The organism is Stenotrophomonas maltophilia group sp. vghtpe118 (genome assembly GCF_052605195.1).
On the sequence record NZ_CP199672.1, the window covers coordinates 3,134,021 to 3,155,283 of the forward strand.

Annotated in this window: 22 protein-coding genes; 10 read left to right on the forward strand and 12 right to left on the reverse strand. The window is 67.2% G+C overall.

All coding sequences use genetic code 11. The annotated features are described in order from the left end of the window. The first annotated feature begins 50 nt into the window (after positions 1–50). The 4 genes from ACUDTM_RS14290 (at position 51) to ACUDTM_RS14305 (ending at position 3,640) form a co-directional block, all read left to right on the forward strand. Positions 51–620 carry a hypothetical protein gene (locus tag ACUDTM_RS14290; protein ID WP_069140018.1) on the forward strand — a complete coding sequence of 190 codons (570 nt, stop codon included), beginning with the start codon at positions 51–53 and terminating at the stop codon, positions 618–620. A 10-nt stretch (positions 621–630) separates the two neighbouring features. Continuing rightward, a complete protein-coding gene (locus tag ACUDTM_RS14295; RefSeq protein ID WP_353080527.1) occupies positions 631–1,794 on the forward strand; it encodes a COX15/CtaA family protein in 1,164 nt (387 codons plus the stop codon). 4 nt (positions 1,795–1,798) lie between these two features. Beyond that, positions 1,799–2,692, forward strand: a complete 894-nt coding sequence (gene cyoE / locus ACUDTM_RS14300) for a heme o synthase (RefSeq protein WP_061480359.1) — start codon at positions 1,799–1,801, stop codon at positions 2,690–2,692. A 141-nt stretch (positions 2,693–2,833) separates the two neighbouring features. After that, entirely contained in the window at positions 2,834–3,640 is an 807-nt protein-coding gene (locus ACUDTM_RS14305; RefSeq protein ID WP_334272241.1) for a calcium-binding protein, read from the forward strand. A gap of 115 nt (positions 3,641–3,755) precedes the next feature. Here the strand turns inward: ACUDTM_RS14305 and ACUDTM_RS14310 are convergent, their stop codons facing one another. From ACUDTM_RS14310 to rpsU, 6 genes are all read right to left on the reverse strand, one after another. Next, positions 3,756–4,727 carry a bile acid:sodium symporter family protein gene (locus tag ACUDTM_RS14310; protein ID WP_065179432.1) on the reverse strand — a complete coding sequence of 324 codons (972 nt, stop codon included), beginning with the start codon at positions 4,725–4,727 and terminating at the stop codon, positions 3,756–3,758. A gap of 28 nt (positions 4,728–4,755) precedes the next feature. Next, on the reverse strand, positions 4,756–5,256 hold the full coding sequence (locus tag ACUDTM_RS14315; RefSeq protein WP_088496631.1) for a fused DSP-PTPase phosphatase/NAD kinase-like protein: 501 nt from the start codon (positions 5,254–5,256) through the stop codon (positions 4,756–4,758). 27 nt (positions 5,257–5,283) lie between these two features. After that, entirely contained in the window at positions 5,284–7,023 is a 1,740-nt protein-coding gene (gene dnaG, locus ACUDTM_RS14320) for a DNA primase (RefSeq protein ID WP_353761269.1), read from the reverse strand. A gap of 61 nt (positions 7,024–7,084) precedes the next feature. After that, a complete protein-coding gene (locus tag ACUDTM_RS14325) occupies positions 7,085–8,005 on the reverse strand; it encodes a YihY/virulence factor BrkB family protein (protein ID WP_005415012.1) in 921 nt (306 codons plus the stop codon). 105 nt (positions 8,006–8,110) lie between these two features. Further along, positions 8,111–8,554, reverse strand: a complete 444-nt coding sequence (locus tag ACUDTM_RS14330; protein ID WP_005415013.1) for a GatB/YqeY domain-containing protein — start codon at positions 8,552–8,554, stop codon at positions 8,111–8,113. A gap of 133 nt (positions 8,555–8,687) precedes the next feature. Continuing rightward, a complete protein-coding gene (rpsU, locus tag ACUDTM_RS14335; RefSeq protein WP_002808376.1) occupies positions 8,688–8,903 on the reverse strand; it encodes a 30S ribosomal protein S21 in 216 nt (71 codons plus the stop codon). 166 nt (positions 8,904–9,069) lie between these two features. Between rpsU and tsaD the strand changes: the two genes are divergently transcribed. Further along, a complete protein-coding gene (gene tsaD / locus ACUDTM_RS14340; protein ID WP_088496628.1) occupies positions 9,070–10,095 on the forward strand; it encodes a tRNA (adenosine(37)-N6)-threonylcarbamoyltransferase complex transferase subunit TsaD in 1,026 nt (341 codons plus the stop codon). A gap of 33 nt (positions 10,096–10,128) precedes the next feature. Here the strand turns inward: tsaD and ACUDTM_RS14345 are convergent, their stop codons facing one another. After that, complete coding sequence (locus tag ACUDTM_RS14345) at positions 10,129–10,794, reverse strand: hypothetical protein (protein WP_445391371.1); 666 nt, start codon at positions 10,792–10,794, stop codon at positions 10,129–10,131. A gap of 359 nt (positions 10,795–11,153) precedes the next feature. Between ACUDTM_RS14345 and folB the strand changes: the two genes are divergently transcribed. From folB to ACUDTM_RS14365, 4 genes are all read left to right on the forward strand, one after another. Further along, positions 11,154–11,507, forward strand: a complete 354-nt coding sequence (folB, locus tag ACUDTM_RS14350; protein WP_005415016.1) for a dihydroneopterin aldolase — start codon at positions 11,154–11,156, stop codon at positions 11,505–11,507. Between the two features lie 91 nt (positions 11,508–11,598). Continuing rightward, entirely contained in the window at positions 11,599–12,870 is a 1,272-nt protein-coding gene (locus ACUDTM_RS14355; protein WP_072169029.1) for a mechanosensitive ion channel family protein, read from the forward strand. Positions 12,871–12,998: 128 nt separating this feature from the next. After that, positions 12,999–15,173: a glycoside hydrolase family 3 N-terminal domain-containing protein gene (locus tag ACUDTM_RS14360; RefSeq protein WP_053498698.1), complete on the forward strand. Its 2,175-nt coding sequence runs from the start codon at positions 12,999–13,001 to the stop codon at positions 15,171–15,173. Between the two features lie 128 nt (positions 15,174–15,301). Continuing rightward, positions 15,302–15,856: a hypothetical protein gene (locus tag ACUDTM_RS14365; protein WP_445391372.1), complete on the forward strand. Its 555-nt coding sequence runs from the start codon at positions 15,302–15,304 to the stop codon at positions 15,854–15,856. Between the two features lie 64 nt (positions 15,857–15,920). Here the strand turns inward: ACUDTM_RS14365 and ACUDTM_RS14370 are convergent, their stop codons facing one another. Beyond that, positions 15,921–17,090 (reverse strand): PQQ-dependent sugar dehydrogenase, encoded by a 1,170-nt coding sequence (locus ACUDTM_RS14370; RefSeq protein ID WP_445391373.1) that lies wholly within the window; start codon positions 17,088–17,090, stop codon positions 15,921–15,923. A gap of 169 nt (positions 17,091–17,259) precedes the next feature. Here ACUDTM_RS14370 and yiaA point away from each other — a divergent pair, with 169 nt between their 5' ends. Beyond that, positions 17,260–17,712 (forward strand): inner membrane protein YiaA, encoded by a 453-nt coding sequence (gene yiaA, locus ACUDTM_RS14375; protein WP_111201288.1) that lies wholly within the window; start codon positions 17,260–17,262, stop codon positions 17,710–17,712. 107 nt (positions 17,713–17,819) lie between these two features. On the opposite strand, the gene ACUDTM_RS14380 is transcribed toward yiaA, so the two are convergent. The 4 genes from ACUDTM_RS14380 to ACUDTM_RS14395 form a co-directional block, all read right to left on the reverse strand. Further along, the gene (locus ACUDTM_RS14380) at positions 17,820–18,143 is read right to left on the reverse strand and encodes a hypothetical protein (protein ID WP_057498696.1); all 324 of its coding nucleotides are present in this window, start codon (positions 18,141–18,143) and stop codon (positions 17,820–17,822) included. A gap of 110 nt (positions 18,144–18,253) precedes the next feature. Next, positions 18,254–19,555, reverse strand: coding sequence for an APC family permease (locus ACUDTM_RS14385; RefSeq protein ID WP_439426537.1), 1,302 nt, complete (start codon positions 19,553–19,555; stop codon positions 18,254–18,256). Next, positions 19,552–20,313 carry a L,D-transpeptidase family protein gene (locus tag ACUDTM_RS14390; RefSeq protein WP_088496621.1) on the reverse strand — a complete coding sequence of 254 codons (762 nt, stop codon included), beginning with the start codon at positions 20,311–20,313 and terminating at the stop codon, positions 19,552–19,554. Before ACUDTM_RS14390 ends, ACUDTM_RS14385 begins: the two co-directional genes overlap by 4 nt. A gap of 15 nt (positions 20,314–20,328) precedes the next feature. Beyond that, positions 20,329–21,177, reverse strand: a complete 849-nt coding sequence (locus tag ACUDTM_RS14395; RefSeq protein WP_188241559.1) for a MurR/RpiR family transcriptional regulator — start codon at positions 21,175–21,177, stop codon at positions 20,329–20,331. Positions 21,178–21,263: the final 86 nt, after the last annotated feature.

Below are 21,263 nucleotides of genomic sequence, written 5' to 3' on the forward strand. Positions count from 1 at the left end.
GCGGCCGGCACTACCGGCATCGTTTACCCAACCATGAGAAAATGCCCCGCATGAACACTGCTACGTCCCCGCAGGCGCGCGGCTCCGGCCGCCGGACCTTGGTGCTGCTGTTTGCCGTGTTCTTCGGGGCGATGGCGCTGGCCGCGGTATTGCGCTTCTCCGGCTGGCAGCCCACCGGCCACCGCAATGCGGGACAGCTGCTGAAGCCGCCGGTCGATCTGCGCCAGCAGGCGCCGACCCTGGCCAGTGGCCAGCCCTATCCTTGGAACCCCGAGGCCCGCACCTGGCGCCTGCTGGTGGCACCGGCCGGTGCCTGCGACGCGCAGTGCGTCACTTTGTCGCAGGGGCTGGGCAAGGTGTGGCAGCTGTTCGGCCATAACGCCGATAATGTCGAGATCCTGTGGCTGGGTACGCCACCGGCGTCGATCGCCTCGCTGCCCGCGCTGCGGCCGCTGGCTCCGTCGCCAGCCCTGCGCGCGGCGTTGCCGGGCGTCGATGATCCGGCGGGACTGCCGGTCTACGTGATCGATCCGAACGGCTTCGTGATCATGCGCCATGCCCCCGGCAGTGACCTGGGTGGCCTGCGCAAGGACATGGCCACGTTGCTGAAACTGAAGTGAGTCCCGTTTGATGAGCCTTTCCGCGCGTCCGGCGCTGCACCGCAATTTCCACCGCCTGGCGTGGTTCGCCATGATCATGACCGCGAGCACGATCATGTTCGGCGCGTTCGTACGCCTGTCCGATGCCGGCCTGAGCTGCCCGGACTGGCCGACCTGCTATGGCCAGGCCACCTGGCCGCAGCACGTGGAAGAGACCATCGGCCACCCGGCGGCGGAGATCCGCCCGCTGGAGACCCACAAGGCCTGGCGTGAGCAGGTGCACCGCTTCCTGGCCGGCGCGCTGGGCATCGAGATCCTGACCCTGGCCCTGCTGGCCACGCGCAAGCGCCGCTTTGGGACCACGGCAGTGGTGACCGCCTGCGTACTGGTGGCCGCTGGCATACCGCTGTACATGATGGGCTGGCATGGCACCGCCAGCGCATTGGCTCTGGTCGGCGAGGCGATCCTGCTGATCGCCGCGCTGCGCTGGAGCAACATCGACCTGGCACGCGCTGCACTGCTGACCCTGGCGGTGGTGATCTTCCAGGCCCTGCTGGGCATGTGGACGGTGACCCTGCTGCTCAAACCCATCGTGGTGATGGGCCATCTGCTGGGCGGCATGCTGATGTTCGCGCTGCTGGCCTGGATGGCCTGGCGTGCGACGCACATGCCGATCACCCTGGCCGAGGCACCGAAGCTGAAGTGGCTGCTGCGCATCGGCCTGGCGGTGCTGGTCACCCAGATCGCACTGGGCGGCTGGGTCAGTGCCAACTACGCGGCGCTGGCCTGCGGCGGCGGCAGTGCATCGCTGGACAACTTCCCGCGCTGTGCCAACCAGTGGTGGCCGCAGCACAACTTCGTTGAAGGCTTCACCCTGTGGCGTGGCATCGGCGTGGACTACGAAGGTGGCGTGCTGGATGGTGCTTCCCGTATCGCCATCCAGATGGCGCACCGCCTGTTCGCGGTGGTGGTGGTCATCTACCTGCTGTGGCTGGGCGTGCGCCTGTTCCGGTTGCCGAGCATGCGCGGCTGGGCCAGCGCGCTGATCGCGCTGCTGGTGCTGCAGGTCACCCTCGGCATCCTCAATGTGAAGCTGGCGCTGCCACTGGAAGTGGCCGTGGCCCACAACGGCGTGGCCGTTGCCCTGTTGTTCGTGCTGGTCAGCCTGCTGGCCCGCCTGCGCGCCCCGGACTGATTCCATGTTTTCCAACTACCGCCAGTACTGGGACCTGACCAAGCCCAAGGTCGTCGCCCTCATTGTCTTCACTGCCCTGGTCGGCATGGTCCTGGCTATTCCGGGCGTGCCCAGCTGGGAGCAGGTGCGCGCCGGCCTGCTCGGCTTCCTCGGCATCTGGCTGGCCGCTTCGGCGGCCGCCGCGATCAACCAGTTGCTGGATGCGCACATCGATGCGCAGATGGCACGCACGTCGTGGCGCCCGCTGGTGGTTGGCAAGGTCAAGCCATGGCAGGTGCTGGTGTTCGCCGGCGTGCTGATCGTGCTGTCGATGACCATCCTGGTGCTGTGGGTGAACCTGATCACTGCAGTGCTGACCTTCGCCTCGCTGATCGGCTACGCGGTGATCTACACCGTGTACCTGAAGCGCGCGACCTCGCAGAACATCGTCATCGGTGGCCTGGCCGGCGCGATGCCGCCGATGCTGGGCTGGGCTGCGGTGACCGGCATGCAGGGCTCGTCGGACTGGGCGTACTCGTCGCTGCTGGTGCTGATCATCTTCATCTGGACGCCGCCGCACTTCTGGGCGCTGGCGATCTTCCGCCGCGAGGATTACGCCAAGGCGGAGATCCCGATGCTGCCGGTGACCCACGGCGTGGTGCATACCCGCAAGCAGATCATGGTGTATTCGGTGGTGCTGGCGCTGGTCTGCCTGCTGCCGTACCTGGTGGGCATGAGCGGTGCGTTCTACCTGGGCGGCGCGATCGTGCTCAACGCGGTGTTCCTCTGGTATGCCTGGCGCATGCTCAACCCGCCGGATGAGCTGTTCTCGATGAAGATGTTCTATTACTCCATCGTGTACCTGATGGCGCTGTTCGCGTTCCTGCTGGTTGACCACTGGATCCTGCCCTGGTTGTGAAGCGCCACCTGCAGAGCCGAGCCCATGCTCGGCTGAGGGGGGATTGGAAGAGCAGCCGAGCGTGGGCTCGGCTCTACACTTGATCTCTTCCAGTGGCGTCGCCATTGCTGTTCCTGACCCCAGGGAAAGGAAGCAGCAGGGATGCACTCGTTCTTCCGTTGGACCACCGCGCTGATGCTGGCGCTGGGCATGGCCGTGACCGCGCATGCCGACGACACTACCGCGCAGATCCGCCAATACGCCGCTGACCATCGCCTGCTGGTGCTGGGCGAATTCCATGGAACCCGCGAGACGCCGCTGCTGGTGCGGCAGCTGGTGGACGGCTACAGCCGCACCGGGCCGGTCCTGCTGGCGCTGGAACTGCCACGCGGGGAAACCCCCACGCTGCGCGATTACCTGGCTTCCGATGGCGGGGAGAAGGCACGCCAGCATCTGCGCGGGCGTGCGTTCTGGACCCTGCGCGATGACCAGCATGACGGTCGTCGCAGCCGCGACATGCTGGCAATGATCGAAAGCCTGCGCGTGCTGAAGTCGCAGGGGCGTGTGATCGACGTCGTTGGCTATGACGTCAACGCCAGCAAGGGCGGAAACCAGGTACGCGATGACCTCATGGCAGCCGAGTTGCGGCGGCTCTATCGAGGCTTACCGGCCAATGCGCGCATGCTGGTGCTGACTGGTAACGTGCACGCCATGCTGCAAAGGCCGCAAGGTATGCCGCCGGAAATGCAGATGCATCCGATGGCGTCGCAGCTGCGGGACCTGGATATCTACAGCGTACGGTTGGGTGCGCAACGTGGTCAGACGTGGGGATGCGCGGGCGGTTGCATGGCGCGGCCACTTCGAGAGCAGGTTGCCACGGGGCCGTGGGTCGCTGCCGGTGCGGAACGGCCGTACGACCTGTGGGTATGGATGCCGGAACTGAGCGTCGGGACGCTGGTGGATCCGTAGCGTCAGGCAATCCATCCACGCATGGCGTGGATCTACTCCGGATCACAGATGTCAGCCGAGCGTGGGCTCGGCTCTACAACAGATCCACGCCATGCGTGGATGTCTCCCGGTCGGGTCAGGGCGCGCGCTTCGCGTACCGCTGCGCGATCACGCCGCAGACGATCAGCTGGATCTGGTGGTAGATCATCACCGGCAGCACGATGGCGCCCAGGCTGCCGCCGGCGAACAGCACCTTGGCGATCGGCACGCCCGTGGCCAGGCTCTTCTTCGAGCCGCAGAACACGATGGCGATCTCGTCCTCGCGGTTGAAACGCAGGCGGCGGGCGATGAAGGTGATCAGCGGCATGGCGATGCCCAGCAGCACGGCGGCCACGACCGCCACGGCCAGCAGCGACAGCAGCGGCGTTTTGCTCCACAGGCCTTCAGTCACCGCTTCACCGAACGCTGAATACACCACCAGCAGGATCGTGCCCTGGTCGGTGTAACGCAGCAGCGCGCGCTGCTTTTCCACCCAACCGGCAATCCACGGCCGCAGCAGGTGGCCGGCCACGAACGGCACCAGCAGCTGCAGCATGATGCCGCCGATCGCATGCAGCGGGTCGTGCACGCCACCGGAGGTGCCCGCCAGCGCGGTCAGCAGCAGTGGCGTCAGGAATACGCCGAGGATGCTCGACAACGAAGCACTGCACACCGCTGCGGGCACGTTGCCATGCGCCATCGAGGTGAACGCGATGGACGACTGCACGGTGGAGGGCAGGGTGCACAGGAACAGCACGCCCAGGTACAGCTCCGGGGTCAGCAGCCAGCCCGATAGCGGCTTGAACATCAGCCCCAGCAGCGGGAACAGGAGGAAGGTGCAGGCCAGGATGGTCAGGTGCAGCCGCCAGTGCAGCATGCCGCCAATGATCGACTCGCGCGGCAGGCGCGCGCCGTGCAGGAAGAACAGCGCGGCGATGGCGACGGTGGTGACGTCATCAAGGACGATGGCGGCGGCGCCCTTCATCGGCAGCAGCGAGGCCAGGCCAACCGTGCACAGCAGGGCGAGGGTGAAGTTGTCCGGTCGCAGGCGCGACCACCAGCGGGTCATGGTGGGCAGAGTCCTTGGTGCGGAGAGTTCAGGGCGAGATGACCGGCGTGGCCAGGCGTTGGCGGGTGGCGGCTTCCAGCGAGGTCAGGCCAGCACGCTGGCCCAGCTGAAGGGCCTGTTCGGGGCTGGCATGTTCGTAGCGTGCGTTGACCAGGCCGAGCACGGCGCCAGCGCGGTTGCCGGACGCACAGTGCAGCAGCACCGGCCCCTGGCTCTGCCGCAGGGCCTGGTGCACGGCGCGCACGTTGGCGGCATCGAGCCCCTCGGCACCGGCCACCGGAATGCGCACGTAGCGCAGGCCCAATGATTCGGCAACGCGCGTTTCGTCGAAACCCCGGTCCTCGCCGGGCTGGCGCAGGTCGATCACGGTGCGCACGCCCTGCGCGGCAAGTTCGCGCAGTTGTGCGGCGGAGGGCTGGCCGCCGGCATACAGGCCCGGGCGGACTTCATTGAGCGGGCCATCTGTGGCCAGGGCCGCCAGTGGCAGGCAGAGCGACAACAACAGCAGGCAGGTCAGGCGCAGCAGCATGGTCCTCTCCGTGAAAACGTTCTGCCGCTACAGGCGCAGCCCGGCGCGGGCCTTCAGCAGCTCGCGCAGTTCGTATTTGTCAGTATCGTCCAGGCCCTGCTGGCGCTGCTTTGCCAACAACTCCTCCAGACGTTGCACCAGCAGCTGTTTCTCCAGCTGTGCCACCGCGTCGTGCAGTTCCTGGGTCCAGCTGGCCTCGGTGCCGGGCAGCGTCTGAGCGGCCAGCGTATGCAGCGACGCCTGTTCCTCGCGGCCGTCGAAGTGTTCCAGCAGGGCGCCGGTGCTGATGTCCGGGCGCTGTTCGACCAGCCCCAGCAGTTCCAGCAGCAGCTCCACGCCCGGCAGTCGCAGGCCCTGGAAGTGATGCTTTCCGCCCAGGGTCAGCGCCAGCGACGGCTGCTGCAGCAGCACGGCGATCGCGCCGCGCACCAGGCTGCGCTTGGCCACCGGCTGGATCGTCCGATGTGGCTGGCGTTGCGGCATCGGCGCGCGCGTGGCCTGGGCAGTGCCACCGAGGCCGGTCAGCTGCGCCAGCTGCTGCTTCATCAGGTCGCCGAAGGCACCGTCGGGAATCTGCGCCAGCATCGGCTTTGCGCGTTCGGCCAGGCGCGCCTTGCCGTCCAGCGTGCCCAGGTTGATCTCACGGGTCAGTTCATCGAAGAAGAACTGCGACAGCGGCGTGGCCTGCTTCAGGCGCTCGTTGAAGGCCTCGGCGCCTTCCTTGCGCACGATGGTGTCCGGGTCCTCGCCATCGGGCAGGAACAGGAAGAAGGCCTGGCGGCCATCCTTCATGCGCGGCAGCACCGACTCCAGCGCCTTCCAGCCGGCGCGGCGGCCTGCGGCGTCGCCGTCGAAGCAGAAGAACACGTCCGGTGCGTTGCGGAACAACAGCTCGGCGTGGTCCGGCGTGGTCGCCGTACCCAGCGTGGCCACCGCCTGGGTGACGCCGAACTGGAACAGCGAAACCACGTCCATGTAGCCCTCGACCACGATCAACCGCTCGATCTTCTGGTTGGCCTGGCGCACCTGCCACAGGCCGTACAGTTCGCGGCCCTTGTGGAACAGCGCGGTTTCGGGCGAGTTGAGGTACTTGGGGCCGTCGTCCTTCTCGAACACGCGGCCACCGAAGGCGATCACCCGGCCACGGCGGTCGAAGATCGGGAACATCACCCGGTCGCGGAACTTGTCGTAGACGTGGCCGCGGTCGTTCTTCGAGAAAAGGCCGGCGCGGTCGAGCAGCTTCATGCGCCGCTCGTCCTTGCCGAGCGCGTCGCGCAGGCCGCTGTAGCCGTCCGGCGCGTAGCCGATCTGGAAGCGCGCGCGGTTCTCTTCGTCCACGCCACGGCCATCGAGGTAACTGCGTGCCTTGTCGCTGCTTTCCAGGTTCTTCTGGAAGAACCGGGCGGCGGCATCCAGTGCCGAATACAGCTCGCGGCTGTCGTCCTGCTGCTGGGGGCTGCGCGGGTTTTCGTTGCGCGGCACGTCCATGCCGGCACGCTTGGCCAGCTCATCCACCGCGTCGAGGAACTCGAGGCGGTCGTAGTTCATCAGGAAGCTGATCGCGGTGCCGTGCGCGCCGCAGCCGAAGCAGTGATAGAACTGCTTGGTGGGCGAGACCGTGAACGAGGCCGAGCGCTCGTCATGGAAAGGGCAGCGTGCGGCGTATTCCTTGCCCTGGCGCTTCAACGGCACGCGGCTGCCCACCACCTCGACGATGTCGGTGCGGGCCAGCAGGTCGTCGATGAAAGCGTCGGGGATACGGGCCATGGGCAGCAGGGCAGGGCGCGGTACAGGACCACGCGACGGAACCGGGGGCGGTCGGCCTAGTTTACCCCCTGTCGGGCACCTGGCTGGCGGTGGCCGGATCGATGCCGGCGGCGGCCAGGTGATGGCGCGCGCGCAGGCGCTCATCGATCACCGCGGTCATCAGCGCGCCAACGAAGAAGACCACGGTCGCGTAATAGATCCAGACCAGCGAGATCACCAGGGCGCCCATCGAGCCGTAGGCACTGCCGGGGGCCACGGTGGCGATGTAGACGCCGATGCCGTAGCGGCCCAGTGCGAACAGTGCCGAGGTGATGACGCCGCCGATGAAGGCCTGGCGCCACGCCACGCGGCGGTCGGGCAGATAGTGGTACATGAAGGCGAACCCCACCGCGTACAGCAGCAGGCTGGTGACGTACCCCAGCGCGGGGAGGATCGAGGGCAGTTGCGCGAAGGCCACCTGCAGTACCGTGGTGGCCGTCATCGACAGGATCAGCAGGAAGCCCAGGGCCAGCACCACGCCAAACGAGAACACACGCTTGCGCAGCCAGGCCTTGATGCCCTCCAGGCGCTCGCCACTGGTGCGGAAGATCAGGTTGAGCGCGTTCTGCAGCTGCGCGAACACGGCGGTGGCGCCGACGAACAGCAGCAGCGTGCTCCACAGCCCCGCCAACGAGCCGACGTCGGGCTGGTTGTCGGCGTTCTTCAGGACGGTTTCGGCCACCGTAGCCGCGCTGCTGCCAGCCACCGAGCTGATCTGGTCGATGAGCGCCTGCTGTGCCGGCGGGTACAGCGAAGCGGTCAACCACAGCAGCAGCACCAGCAGCGGGGCCATCGACAGCAGGGCGTAGAAGGAAACGGAGGCGGCCTGGGTCAGCACGTCGACGTCGATGAAGCGCTTGGCCACCGCCATCGGAAAGCTGTCCTGCAGGCGCTTGAGGTACTTGTGCAGGGACACGGGAACGTTGGGCTCGGGTTCAACCATGGGTGTGGTTGTAGCAGGCGACCGACGAAGGTGCGGTGAAGCGGGTGCATCAATGGGGTCAGAGCCCTTTCGCGTTGCGAAAGGGATCCGACTCCGTGTACCGGATTACGCCAGCTGCTGCTTGACCAGCTTGGACACCAGGCCCATGTCGGCCTGGCCAGCGAGCTTGGGCTTCAGTGCGCCCATCAGCTTGCCCATGTCGGCCGGGCCGGAGGCGCCGGTCTCGGCGATGGCGGCCTGGATGGCGGCCACGATCTCGGCTTCGCCCATCTTGGCCGGCAGGTAGGCTTCGATGACCACGATCTCGGCGCGCTCGATCTCGGCCAGGTCTTCGCGGTTGGCCGCTTCGTACTGGCTGACCGAGTCCTTGCGCTGCTTGACCATCTTGTCGAGCACGGCGATCACAGCGGTGTCATCCAGCTCGATGCGCTCGTCCACTTCGCGCTGCTTGATGGCGGCATTGATCAGGCGGATCACGCCCAGCTTGTGCTTCTCGCCCGCCTTCATGGCGGCCTTCATGTCTTCGGTGAGCTGCTGCTTCATGCTCATGAGGAACCTCGTGGTGGTAGGTGGGGCGGGGCGGATGCCCGAACCCGGAAACGCAAAAAGCCGGCGACGCTCGCGCGTGCCGGCTTCGGCTCCATCGCGACGGGCAGGCCCGCCGCAATGAAGATGCGTCCGATCAGTACAGGCGCTGACGCTTGGTGACGTCGCGCGACGAGCGGCGCAGCTGACGCTTCACAGCAGCGGCGGCCTTGCGCTTGCGCTCCTGGGTCGGCTTTTCGTAGAACTCGCGCTTGCGGGTTTCGGCCAGCACACCGGCCTTTTCGCAAGTGCGCTTGAAGCGGCGAAGAGCAAACTCGAAGGGCTCGTTCTCGCGGACTTTGACGCTGGGCATGGAATCTCCGGGACACAGTAGAACCGGGTCACGCCCGGCGAGCCGCACATTATAGCGGCGAATCGACAAACTGCAAGCGGCCAACCCTGAATACGGGCCGGCGGTTCGAAAGCAGTGAGACCTGCACGTCCCCCGAGGGGACGGCAGGGGCGTCATAATAGCAGGCATGCGAGTCCTTGGCATCGAATCTTCCTGTGATGAGACCGGCGTGGCGGTGTATGACACCGACCTGGCCGGCAGCGCGGCCCTGCGCGCCCATGCGGTCTACAGCCAGATCGCCCTGCACGCCGAATACGGTGGCGTGGTGCCCGAGCTGGCCAGCCGCGACCACGTCCGCAAGCTGCTGCCGCTGGTGCGCCAGACCCTGGCCGAAGCCGGTCTGGGTGTAGGCGACATCGATGGGGTGGCCTACACGGCCGGTCCTGGCCTGGTTGGCGCGCTGCTGGTCGGCGCCGGCGTGGCCCGATCGCTGGCCTGGGCGCTGGAGGTACCGGCCGTCGGCGTACACCATATGGAAGGCCACCTGCTGGCTCCGCTGATGGAAGACGACCCGCCGGAAGCACCGTTCGTGGCGCTGCTGGTGTCCGGTGGCCATACCCAGCTGGTGGCGGTGGATGCGATCGGCCAGTACCGCCTGCTGGGCGAAACCCTGGACGATGCGGCCGGCGAGGCCTTCGACAAGACTGCCAAGCTGATGGGCCTGCCGTACCCCGGCGGCCCGCAGCTGGCCAGGCTGGCCGAGCAGGGCACGCCGGGCGTGTACCGCTTCGCGCGGCCGATGACCGACCGCCCGGGGCTGGATTTCAGCTTCTCCGGCCTGAAGACCCAGGTCCTGATGGCCTGGCGCGACAGCGACCAGAGCGAGCAGACCCGCGCCGACATTGCCCGGGGCTTTGAGGACGCGGTGGTCGAGACCCTGTCGATCAAGTGCGAGCGCGCGCTGGAAGCGGCCGGGACCAATGTGATCGTGGTGGCCGGCGGTGTCGGCGCGAACAAGCGCCTGCGCGCCCGCCTGCAGCAGATGGCCGAGCGTCTCGGCGGCCGCGCCTGCTTCCCGCGGCCTGCACTGTGCACCGACAACGGCGCGATGATCGCCTTCGCTGGGGCGCTGCGGCTGCAGGCTGGCCAGCACAGCCCGCCGAAGGTGGATGTGACCCCGCGCTGGGACATGGCGACCCTGCCGGCGGTCTGAGCCGGTGGCGCCGGGCCACGCCCGGCGGACGCTTTACGGACGACCAGCCAACGGCGAGGTCGCCAGCACGGTTGTCGCCCGCTCATGGCGCTGCAGCCAGCCCAGCGTGTGTGGGCAGCGGGCATGGATCAGCCGCCCGATCGCGGCCAGGTCGGCGCCGATGTCGCGCTCGAGGATCGGTTCGTGGTGGGCGATGCGGTTGCGCAGGTGGCGGATGCGTCCGATATCCGCATGGATGGCTTTCCTGACGGCACTGGGATGAGCAGAGGGAGCATGCTGCAGAACCCTGCTGAGTGCGGGTATCCAAAGCGTGGAGTCGAAGCGACAGGTGAAGAGCTGCTGCCAGAACACCATCGGCAGGTTGGCGACGATCCCAGGTGTATCGGTTACGCGGCTGGCAAGTTGTTCCAGTGCCGTGCGCGGAGAAGTACTGGATGAGGTTGGCAGCCTCCGTCGGAAGGCACCATTCCAGGGCCAACGCGGGCCATGCTGCCTGGCGAGCACCGCTGCAGCGGCGTTGCGGGTGACCACTTCGCACAGATGGACCGGCATCATCAGAGCACTGCACATCCGCATGTTCCACAGGTACAGGGATTCGGCTGTGACGTCGCGGCTGCAGGTCGATGCGATTCTCTCGTAAGTAGACAGACGCTCCGCTGACAACGCGCGCCGCAGTACATCGTATGGAGCCATCGTCATGTGCGGTGGTGAAGGAGGGATCGATGTCTGCGAGAGTGGGCCGCGGCGACCATCAGGGAACGTCGTTGTCCGCGCGGCTGAACTTCTGCGTTTTGCCTCGGACGAATACCTGACCTGCCCTGTCGGAATTGGCCTTGACCGGCGATCTGGTCCTTGCCTAATCTGCGTGCCTGCGCCACCGGGACTCGCGGCTGGATTTCAGCTCCCCCCGGGGACAAACGGTAGTACCAAAGGGCCCCGCTAGCAGGGCCCTTTGTCTTTTCTGGAGCCGCGTCCCTGCCGGCCGCCCACCGCCCGTTCCGGGCAGGCTCACCGCCGTGCCGTTACCATGGCTTCCTGTATTCGTGCCGGTAAGCGCAATGGACAAGGTTTTCATCGAAGGGCTGACGATCGACGCCCTGATCGGTATCTACGATTGGGAACGACGGATCCGCCAGGACCTGGTGTTCGACCTGGAAATGGGCTTCGACAACCGTCGCCCCGCGGCCACCGATGACATCGCCCACACCCTGAACTACAAGGCGGTGAGCAAGCGCCTGGAGCAGTTCGTGCGCGAGTCGGAGTTCGGCCTGGTCGAGACGCTGGCCGAGCGCTGCGCGCAGATCGTGCTGGACGAATTCGACGTGAAGTGGCTGCGGCTGAAGCTGAGCAAGCCCGGCGCAGTGCGCGGCGCGCGCGCGGTGGGCGTGATCATCGAACGCTCGCGGGACTGACCCGGTAAATCCGGCCGCCGGCCGGAAACCCCGGTAGTGCCGGCCGCTGGCCGGCAACCTTGGCAACAACGAAACAGACAGGAGACAACTGATGGTGGATGCGGTGGTGGCGGTACAGTGGCTGGAACGGCTGCAGAACACACTGGAACCCTATCCCGGCGCCTACCTGGCGTTGATGATCTCGGCGCTGCTGATCGCCGCCGGCCTGGCCAACTGGGTGACCAAGCGCATCCTGCTGCGTGGCCTGCGGCGCCTGTTGCAGCGCCTGCCAGGGGCCGAGTCCGGCCGTGGCAGCCATTTGATGCGGGTGATTTCGCGCCTGTCCAACGTGGTACCCAGCCAGGTGATCGCCTCGGGCATCACCCTCATCCCCGACCTGCCGCCCAGCCTGGTCAACGTCATCATCAAGCTGTGCATCGTGTGGGCCGTACTGACGGTGTCGATGGCGTTCTCGCATGCGCTGGACGCGGCCAACAGCCTGTACGAGCGCAAGCCCGATGCGCGCAACAAGCCGATCAAGGGCTACCTGCAGGTGGTCAAGATCGTGGTGTTCGTGGCCGCCGGCCTGTCCATCGTCGCCACCCTGCTTGGGGTGAAGCTGGGCCCGCTGGTGACTGGCCTGGGCGCGGCCACGGCGGTGCTGATGCTGATCTTCCAGGACACCATCCTGTCACTGGTGGCCAGCGTGCAGATCAGTGGCGATGGCCGCGTGCGCATCGGCGACTGGATCGAGATGCCCAGCCAGAACGCCGACGGTGACGTCATCGACATCGCCCTGCACACCATCACCGTGCAGAACTTCGACAAGACCATCACCACCATCCCGACCAAGAAGCTGGTGACCGAGTCGTTCAAGAACTGGCGCGGCATGCAGGAGGCCGGTGGCCGCCGGATCAAGCGCGCGCTGTACCTGGACCAGCACAGCGTCGGTTTCCTCGACGACGGCGACCTGGCCTTCCTCGGCGAATTCGCGCTGCTGCGTGACTACCTGCGTGAAAAGGAGCAGGAACTGGGGCAGTGGAACGGGCGCCTGCGCGAGCAGGGCGTGGCCGAGGTCAACAGCCGCCGGGTGACCAACCTGGGTACCTTCCGTGCCTATGTGGAGCGTTACCTGCGCAGCCATCCGGGCATCCACACCGACATGACCCTGCTGGTGCGGCAGCTGCAGCCCACCACCGAAGGCCTGCCGCTGGAGCTGTACTGCTTCACCCGCAGCACCGCCTGGAGCGAGTACGAGGCCGTGCAGTCGGACATCTTCGACCACCTGCTGGCGATTCTGCCGGCGTTTGGCTTGCGGGTGTTCCAGGCCTCCAGCGACGCCATGTTGATGGCCGGGCAGCGCCAGTTGGCCGGCTCGGAGTAAGCTGCGGTGCCCCTGGCGGGACCATACGGGCCCCGCTGTTGGCTGAAACTGAACGAAGAAACCTCTCGCCAAATGGCTCGGGATCGCTAGAATGCCGGGCTTGTAAACGTTTTCATCAAGGACTGCCGGTGGCCTCCGATCGCATCGAATCCCTCATTGCCCAGATGACCGTCGAGGAAAAAGTCGGCCAGCTGGGTGTCTTCGCGGACATGGTCCGCCCGTTCGCCCCGGACGTGAACCCGGAAGCCAACGTGCGCAATGCCGACCAGGTGCTGCAGCAGGTGCGCGAGGGCAAGGTCGGCTCGCTGTTCAATGGCGTGGGCGCCGAGTTGGGCCGCCGCATCCAGCAGGTCGCCACCGAGGAGAGCCGCCTGGGCATCCCGGTGATCCTGGCCGCCGACGTCATCCACGGCATGCGTACCGTGTTCCCGATCCCGCTGGGCGAGGCCGCCAGCTTCGAGCCGGACCTGGCCGAGCGCACCGCGCGCGCCACCGCCATCGAAGCCACCGCTGCCGGCCTGCACTGGACCTATGCCCCGGCCGTGGACATCGCCCGCGACCAGCGCTGGGGCCGTGGCGCCGAAGGTGCCGGTGAGGACGTGGTGCTGGGTTGTGCGTTCGCTGCCGCCCGCGTGCGTGGCTTCCAGGGCAGCGACCTGCGCGCCGCCGATTCGCTGCTGGCCACGCCGAAGCACTTCGCCGCCTACGGCGCGGTGATGGCCGGCATGGAATACAACATGGTGGACATCTCGCCGCAGACCCTGCGCGATGTGCACCTGCCGCCGTTCAAGGCCGCCTTCGAGGCCGGCGCGATCACCGTGATGTCCTCGTTCAACGACATCAACGGCGTGCCGGCCAGCGCCAATGCCGAACTGCTGACCGACATCCTGCGCGGCGAATGGAAGTTCCCGGGCGTGGTGATCTCCGACTACACCGCCGACATGGAGCTGGTCGCGCACGGCTATGCCGCCGACGACCGCGATGCCACCGCCAAGGCGTTCACCGCCGGCCTGGACCTGAGCATGCAGAGCGGCTTCTACGCCGAGCACCTGCCGGGCCTGGTCGAGAGCGGCGAAGTGCCGATGGCGGTGCTGGATGAAGGCGTGCGCCGCATCCTGTGGCTGAAGGAAACCATCGGCCTGTTCGACGACCCGTACCGTTCGCTGGACCCGGCGCGCGAAGCGGATACCTCGCATATCGCTGCGCATGATGAACTGTCGCGCGATGCCGCGCGCCGTTCGATCGTGCTGCTGAACAACCGCGACAACGTGCTGCCGCTGCAGAAGACCGGGCAGAAGATCGCGCTGATCGGCCCGTTCGTGCAGGACCGCGAGAACATCGAAGGCTGCTGGACGCTGTTCGGCGACAAGCAGCGTTACGTCGACCTGGAAACCGGCGTGCGTGCCGCCATCGGCGACGAAGCGCTGCTGGAAATCGTGCCGGGCTGCGAACTGGAAGCGGCCATTCCGGGCGGTACCGAAGCGGCGGTGGCTGCCGCGCTGCGCGCCGATGTGGTGGTGCTGGCGCTGGGCGAACCGCAGCGTTACAGCGGTGAAGCGCAATCGCGCGTGGAGATCACCCTGCCGCCGGCACAGCAGGCACTGGCCGAGGCCGTGGCGATGACCGGCAAGCCGCTGGTGGTGCTGCTGCGCAATGGCCGCGCGCTGGCGCTGCAGGGCGCGGTGCGCAATGCGCAGGCCGTGGCGGTGACCTGGTACCTGGGTACGCAGACCGGCCATGCCGTGGCCGATGTGCTGTTCGGTGACTACAGCCCGTCCGGCCGCCTGCCGGTCAGCTTCCCGCAGGTGTCCGGCCAGCAGCCGTACTTCTACAACCACCCGCGCACCGGCCGTCCGGAGCTGCCGACCATGTCGGAGTTCAAGGCCCGCTGGCGCGAGATTCCGAACGAGCCGCTGTACCCGTTCGGCCACGGCATCGGCTACACCACCTTCGCCTACGGCGTGCCGCAGCTGAGTGCTGTGCAGCTCGGCTGGGACGACACCCTGACCATCACCACCACGCTGACCAACAGCGGTGATGTGGCCGGGGAGGAAGTGGTGCAGCTGTACATCCACGACCGCGTGGCCAGCCGCGTGCGTCCGGTGCGCGAACTGAAGGACTTCCGCAAGGTGGCACTGCAGCCGGGCGAGTCGACCGACGTGGTGTTCACCCTGACCCGCGAGCAGTTGGCGTTCACCGGCCGCGATGGCGTGCTGCGTGCCGAACCGGGCCAGTTCGACCTGTGGGTCTGCGCCTCGTCGGCCGCCGGCGAAGCCGTGCAGTTCGAACTGCTGAAGGCCTGATCAGAAAAAGGGGACGGAGGGGATCAAGTCGTTTGTGCCACTAACGACTTGATCCCCTCCGTCCCCTTTTTGTTGCCGTCACTGCGGCGGCGCTACCATCGGGCTTCCTGTTTCGATGGAGTGCGCGTATGCGCCGGATGGCCTACCTGATTCCCGCTCTGCTGCTGGCGGCCTGTTCGCAGCCTGAGCCCCCGGCGCAGCCTGCGGCGGATGCGCCGCCGCCGATGGAAGCGAACGCGGCAGCGACGCCTGCCGCTGAGCCGGCGGCGCCGGCCGCCGAACCTGCCGCCGCCGCACCGGCGGCACCGGCCGCGGAGGCGCCCGCCGAGGACGCGCGTGCGCGCATCGAATCGCTGCTCGGCGATGCCGCGCAGTTCGAGAAGGTCTTCAACGCGTTCAAGACCGCCGTGGTCGGCGGTGATCGTGCTGCGGTGGTCGAGCAAGTGCGCTTCCCGTTGAACATCAGCGGCGGAAAGAAGATCTCCGGCCCCGGAGAGTTCCAGCGCAACTACGAGAAGATCATCACCCCGGAAGTGGTCAAGGCGGTGTCCGGGCAGGACTTCGGCAAGGTGTTCGTCAACCAGCAGGGCGTGATGATTGGCGATGGACAGGTGTGGTTGAACGGAACGTGCCTGGACAAGGCCTGCACGCAGACCGAGGTGAAGGTCATCACCATCCAGTGAACGCAGACGGCCCCGCACGCGGGGCCGTTGCGGAGAAACGTGCCGGCCAGCGGCCGGCGGCACCTCATGCCTTCGGCGTCAGCTTCAGCAGGCGCGCCTTGCTGCCGTCTTCCAGCAGCCACAGGGCGCCATCCGGGCCCTGTTCCACTTCGCGGATGCGCTCGCCCATGTTGAAGCGTTCGGCTTCGCGCGCGCTGTCGCCATCAAAGGCCACGCGCAACAGCGAGGTCGACGACAGGCCGCCGATGAAGCCGCTGCCCTTCCACTGCGGGAACAGGCTGCCGCTGTAGATCACGAAGCCGGCCGGCGAGATCACCGGCGTCCAGCTCACCTTCGGGGCGGCGAATTCCGGCCGGGTATCGTGGTCGGGAATCGGGCGGCCGTCGTAGTGGTCACCGTTGGAAACGATCGGGTAGCCGTAGTTGGCGCCGCGCACGATCAGGTTCAGTTCGTCGCCGCCGGCCGGGCCCATCTCGTGCGCCCACAGCTTGCCGTTGGCATCGAAGGCCATGCCCAGGATGTTGCGGTGGCCCAGCGACCACACCTGTGCGGCAACCCCGCCCTGCGAGGCGAACGGGTTGTCGGCGGGCAGGCTGCCATCGTCGTTGAGGCGGATGATCTTGCCGAGGTTGCCGCCCATGTCCTGGGCCGGATCGAACTTCTGGCGCTCGCTGGAACTGATCCACAGCTTGCCGTCCGGGCCGAACGCGAGGCGATGCCCGTAGTGGCCCTCGCCGCTGACCTTGGGGCTCTGCCGCCAGATCACTTTCAGGTTCTTCAGCTGGCCACCCCCGTTCGCATCCAGCGCCAGCGTGGCCCGGGCCACGGCCGCACCGCGGGTATCCAGCGTGCCTTCCTCGGCATAGCTGAGGTAAACGACGTGATTCCGGGCAAAGTCGGGGTGCAGGATGATGTCGCCGAAGCCACCCTGGCCACCGTAGGCGACCTTCGGAACGCCGGTGATCTCATGCTTCTGGCCGCTGGCCAGATCCAGGTGCTGCAGCTTGCCGCGCTTCTCGGTGACCAGCAGGCTGCCGTCCGGCAGGAAGGTCATCGCCCAAGGCTGGTCAAAACGGCTGACTTCGGTGGCGGTGAACGGACGCTGGTCGGCGGCGGAGGAGGCTGCGGGCGCTGCGGTCTGGGCGCCGTTGGCGCCAGGATCGGCGGCGTTGCAGGCGGAGGTGGCGAGGATCGGCACGAGGCCGAGGGCGAGCAGCAGGGGCGTACGGGTCATGGGTATCTCCAGGGCGGGGATGCGGATGGCCGGGCTGCCCCTTGTATACCACCGCAGCCGTGACCGTCGTGGCCCGAAGGTCCTGCGCCCCCCTGTGCGACAGCGGCGGGATCGTCTAGGGTGGGCACGCCCGGGCAAAGCATGCCCGTCTGCCTGCCAAGGACCTGCAATGAATACTGCCATGCCCCACAAGCCCTCCACCGCCTTCATCGCTGCCTCGTGGGTGGCCCTGCTGCTGGGTGCGGCGGCGTACCTGATCGGCCTGTTCAATGCCACGATGGCGCTCAACGAGAAGGGCTACTACCTGACCCTGCTGCTGTTCGGCCTGTTCGCGGCGGTGTCGCTGCAGAAGAGCGTGCGCGACCGCGTCGAAGGCATTCCGGTGAGTGGCCTGTACTACGCGCTGTGCTGGTTCGCGTTGCTGTCGGCGCTGATGCTGCTGCTGATTGGCCTGTGGAATGCCACGCTGGCACCGAGCGAGAAGGGCTTCTACGGCATGGCATATGCGCTGTCGCTGTTCGGTGCAGTGGCTGTGCAGAAGAACACCCGCGACCTGATCGCCGCCGGTGGTGGCGAGCGCAAGCTCAGCGCGATCGTGCCGCCGCTGCCGGAACAGGAATGATCGAGCCGGTGTAGAGCCGAGCCATGCTCGGCTCAGTCGAGCATGGCTCGACGTTACAGACGTGGTGCGGGAGCCGAGCGTAGGCTCGGCTCTACAGCAGCCTGGCGCTATCGCTTCAAGCGCGGATCTGCCAGCTGCGCTTCGTCCCAGCCGCGGCGCACGGCGTTACGTGCCTGCGCCCATTCCAGCCGGCTGCGGCCACGCTCGCTGGCCCAGCGCGACTCCAGTTCAGCTTCGACCTGTTCGTAGGCGCGGATCATGTCCTGCGCACGCGCGGCATGGCCGATGCGGTAGGCCGGTTCATAGTCCTCGAAGAACAGCTGGTCGTCGTAGTACGGTTCGGCGGTGTAGCGTTCGCGCCAGTAGTTGCTGACCGCGTCGCGCGGCGTGCTGTCGTCCGGTACGCGGCCGGGAATCTGATACTCGGTCATGGAAGGCTCCGTTGTGGACGAAGCCTGATCGTGCCTGCGTGGCGGTTAACGGCCCGGTCCGGCAGCGTGATCGCCAGATCAATCCGCCGGGCATGGCCCGGCGCTACCGGTCATCCGGCGTCGGCGTCCTTGCGCGGCAGCTTGTAGATCACCGCGCCGATGGCAAACGCCACCAGTGCCGCGGCGATGTTGTGCCAGCTGGCACTGGCGAACAGGGCCAGGCACAGCAGCAGCGCGAGCACCGGAATCAGCGGGCCACCCGGCAGTTTCAGTGCGCCCGGCCGGTCCGCATAGCGCTTGGCCAGCACCAGTACCGCAGCGGCCGTTCCGATGTAGGCGAACAGGCGCGTGGTCATCGACAGCAGGGCCAGCTGCACGAACGAACCGGACAGGGCCAGGCCCAGCGCGATCAGGCCTTGGCACAGGATCGACGCGGCCGGCGTGTGGAAGCGCGGATGCACCTGCGCCAGGATCTTCGGCCCATAGCCATCGCGGGCAAGTGCGAACAGGAAACGCGGGCCCATCATCATCGTGTTGCTGTTGGTACCCAGGATGGAGATGGTCGCGCCGATGGTGAGGATCAGTGCCAGGGCCTCGCCGCCGAAACCGGCTGCGGCGTCGGCCAGCGGCGTGGCCGAGCTGGCCAGGCCGGCCAGCGTACCCTGCGCCACCACCTGCACCGCGCCATAGATGACGGTGACGGTGATGATCATGGTGATCAGCGCGAACGGAATATCGCGGCGTGGATTGCGGTACTCGCCGGCGGCGGCCGGGATGTTCTCGAAGCCGGCGTAGGCGTACAGCAGCAGCAAGGCGGCCTCGCCCATCCGTTGCAGGTCATGCGGGTCCGGGCGCTGGCCGGAGAAGGCCAGCTGTGGATCGATATAGAACGCACCGACAGCCACGAACAGCAGCAGCGGCAGCATCTTGCCGATCACCAGTACCACGCCGGTGCGCGCGGCCGAGCGCACGCCGATGATGTTGACGCCGGTCAGGAAGCCCAGCGACACCACGATCACCGCGATGCGGCCCATGCCGGCGCCGGCCCATGGCCAGAAGCGCGCGACCGCATCGGCCAGCGCGTTGCTGAGTGCGGCCGCCGAGCTGATGCGGGTCAGCCAGATCATCCAGCCGATCTCGAACCCGGCGAAGCGCCCGAACGCCTCGCGTGCATACAGGTAGCTGCCACCGGGCTCGTCGAAATAGCTGGCGGCCTGCGCGTAGCACAGCACCAGCAGCGCCACGACGATACCGGCGGCGACCACGCCCCACAGGCTGAAGGGGCCGAGCAGGGCGACGGTGGCGGCCGGCAGCAGGTAGATGCCGCTGCCGATCACATCGTTGATCGACAGGCCGACGATCTGCCAGCGGCTGACCGCGCGCTGCAGCTGCGGTTCGTCCTGCGCGCTCAACGGGCGTCTCCGCGCAGTGCGGGCAGTTGCCACTGGGCCTGCAGGCGCGTGTACTCGGCGCGCGGCAGCAGCACGAAGCGCGGCGCATCCTGCGGCCGCAACCAGTCCAGCAGCGCCTGCATGCGGGCCTGCGGCATGGCGGTGCAGCCGGCCGTGGCCTCACCGAGTTGGCGCCACAGATGGGCGAAGATGCAGCTGCCCTTGCCGGGCTGGTTGTCCGGGTTGTGGGCGATGACGAAGCCTTCCTGGTAACGCACGTCGCCCTTGTTGTGCAGATCCAGCCGCATCGGCTCGGTGGAGCCCTTGACCGCTGCGCTGCCGACTTTCTTCTCATCGACGATGCGGTTGTAGAACGGCGAGCTGGGCACGTCCATGCAGTAGCTGCTGTTCAGCATCGGCTGGTAAGGCATCGCGGTGCCGGGGCGTGTGACGGCATAGCCGAACGCGCTGCCGAGCGCGAACACGCCCGCCGGGCTGCGGCCATCGCCTTCCTGCTTCTGCGGGCCGTCGGCCTGCGCCGGATGCAGGCCCAGGCCCCAGGCGCTGCCGGTACGGCCGAGCGCCACAGGGAACGCCTGTCCATGTGCGTGCCAGCCCTTGCCATCGCGCACATAGGCCTGCAGCTGCCCCTGGGTGCTGTCCCAGCCTTCGCTGGTGACCACGATCAGCTGGCGCGCGCCATCCAGCGGCGCCGCGTGAACGGACACCGTCGCAGCAAGCAGCAGCGCAGCGGTAGCGAGGCGAACCAGCGATTTCATCAACAGGTGCTCCGGTCAGGAATCCAGCAGGTGGTCGATCCGCTCCAGGTTCACCGCCAGCTGCTGCTGGCGGTCCGGATTGGTGTGGCAGAGCAGCACGAACAGGAAATCGAGCAGGGCGTGCATGGCGCTACGGTACAGCAGCTGCGCGACCTGCGGCGTGCGGTCGTGCGCGCAGACCACCAGTGCCGCATCAGCATGCGCGCGCAGCGGATTGGCAGTGTGGCGGGTAATGGAAATCACCTTGCCACCCATGTCCTGGAACTGCCGCGACAGCTGCGAAAGCTGTGGCAGGTTGCCGAATTCGGAGAACACCAGCAGCGCATCGCCGGGGCGTGCGGCCGACAGGTTGGCCAGCATCAGGATCGGGTCGGTGTGCGGCACCACCAGCAGCCCGAGCAGCGACAGCCGCATGGCGAACTCGCGGGCATACAGGCCATCGTCACCCAGGCCATGGACGAACAGCTTCGGTGCGCCGTCGAGCAGCTGTACGATGCGCTCGATCTCCTCGCGCGGATTGGCCTGGCGTGTTTCCTCCTCGGCCTGCGCCTTGCTGCGGCGCAGGGCCTCGCCCAGGCGCAGGTAGTCATCGCCGCTGTCGGGTTCGCTGGGCAGCTGTTGTGGATCGGCACCGGCGCGGGCCACGTCCTGGCCGATCGAGTACTTCAGGTCCGGGTAGCCCTTGAAGCCGAGTTTCTGGCTGAACTTCACCACGCTGGACTGGCTGATGCCCAGCGCACTGGCCAGCTGCTGCGACGAGTAGTCGCGCAGCAGGTGGGCGTTGTCGAGGATGAAGTCGGCGATGCGGCGCTCGATGGCCGACATCTGCCCGCGCTCGGTGCGGATCTTCAGCAGGGGCGGCATGAGGGGGGTCCGGGCATGTGTGGGCGTGTTGCGGCTGGCAGCGTAGAGCGTGTCATGGAATGGGTCGAGCGGGTTCCAGGCTCGAA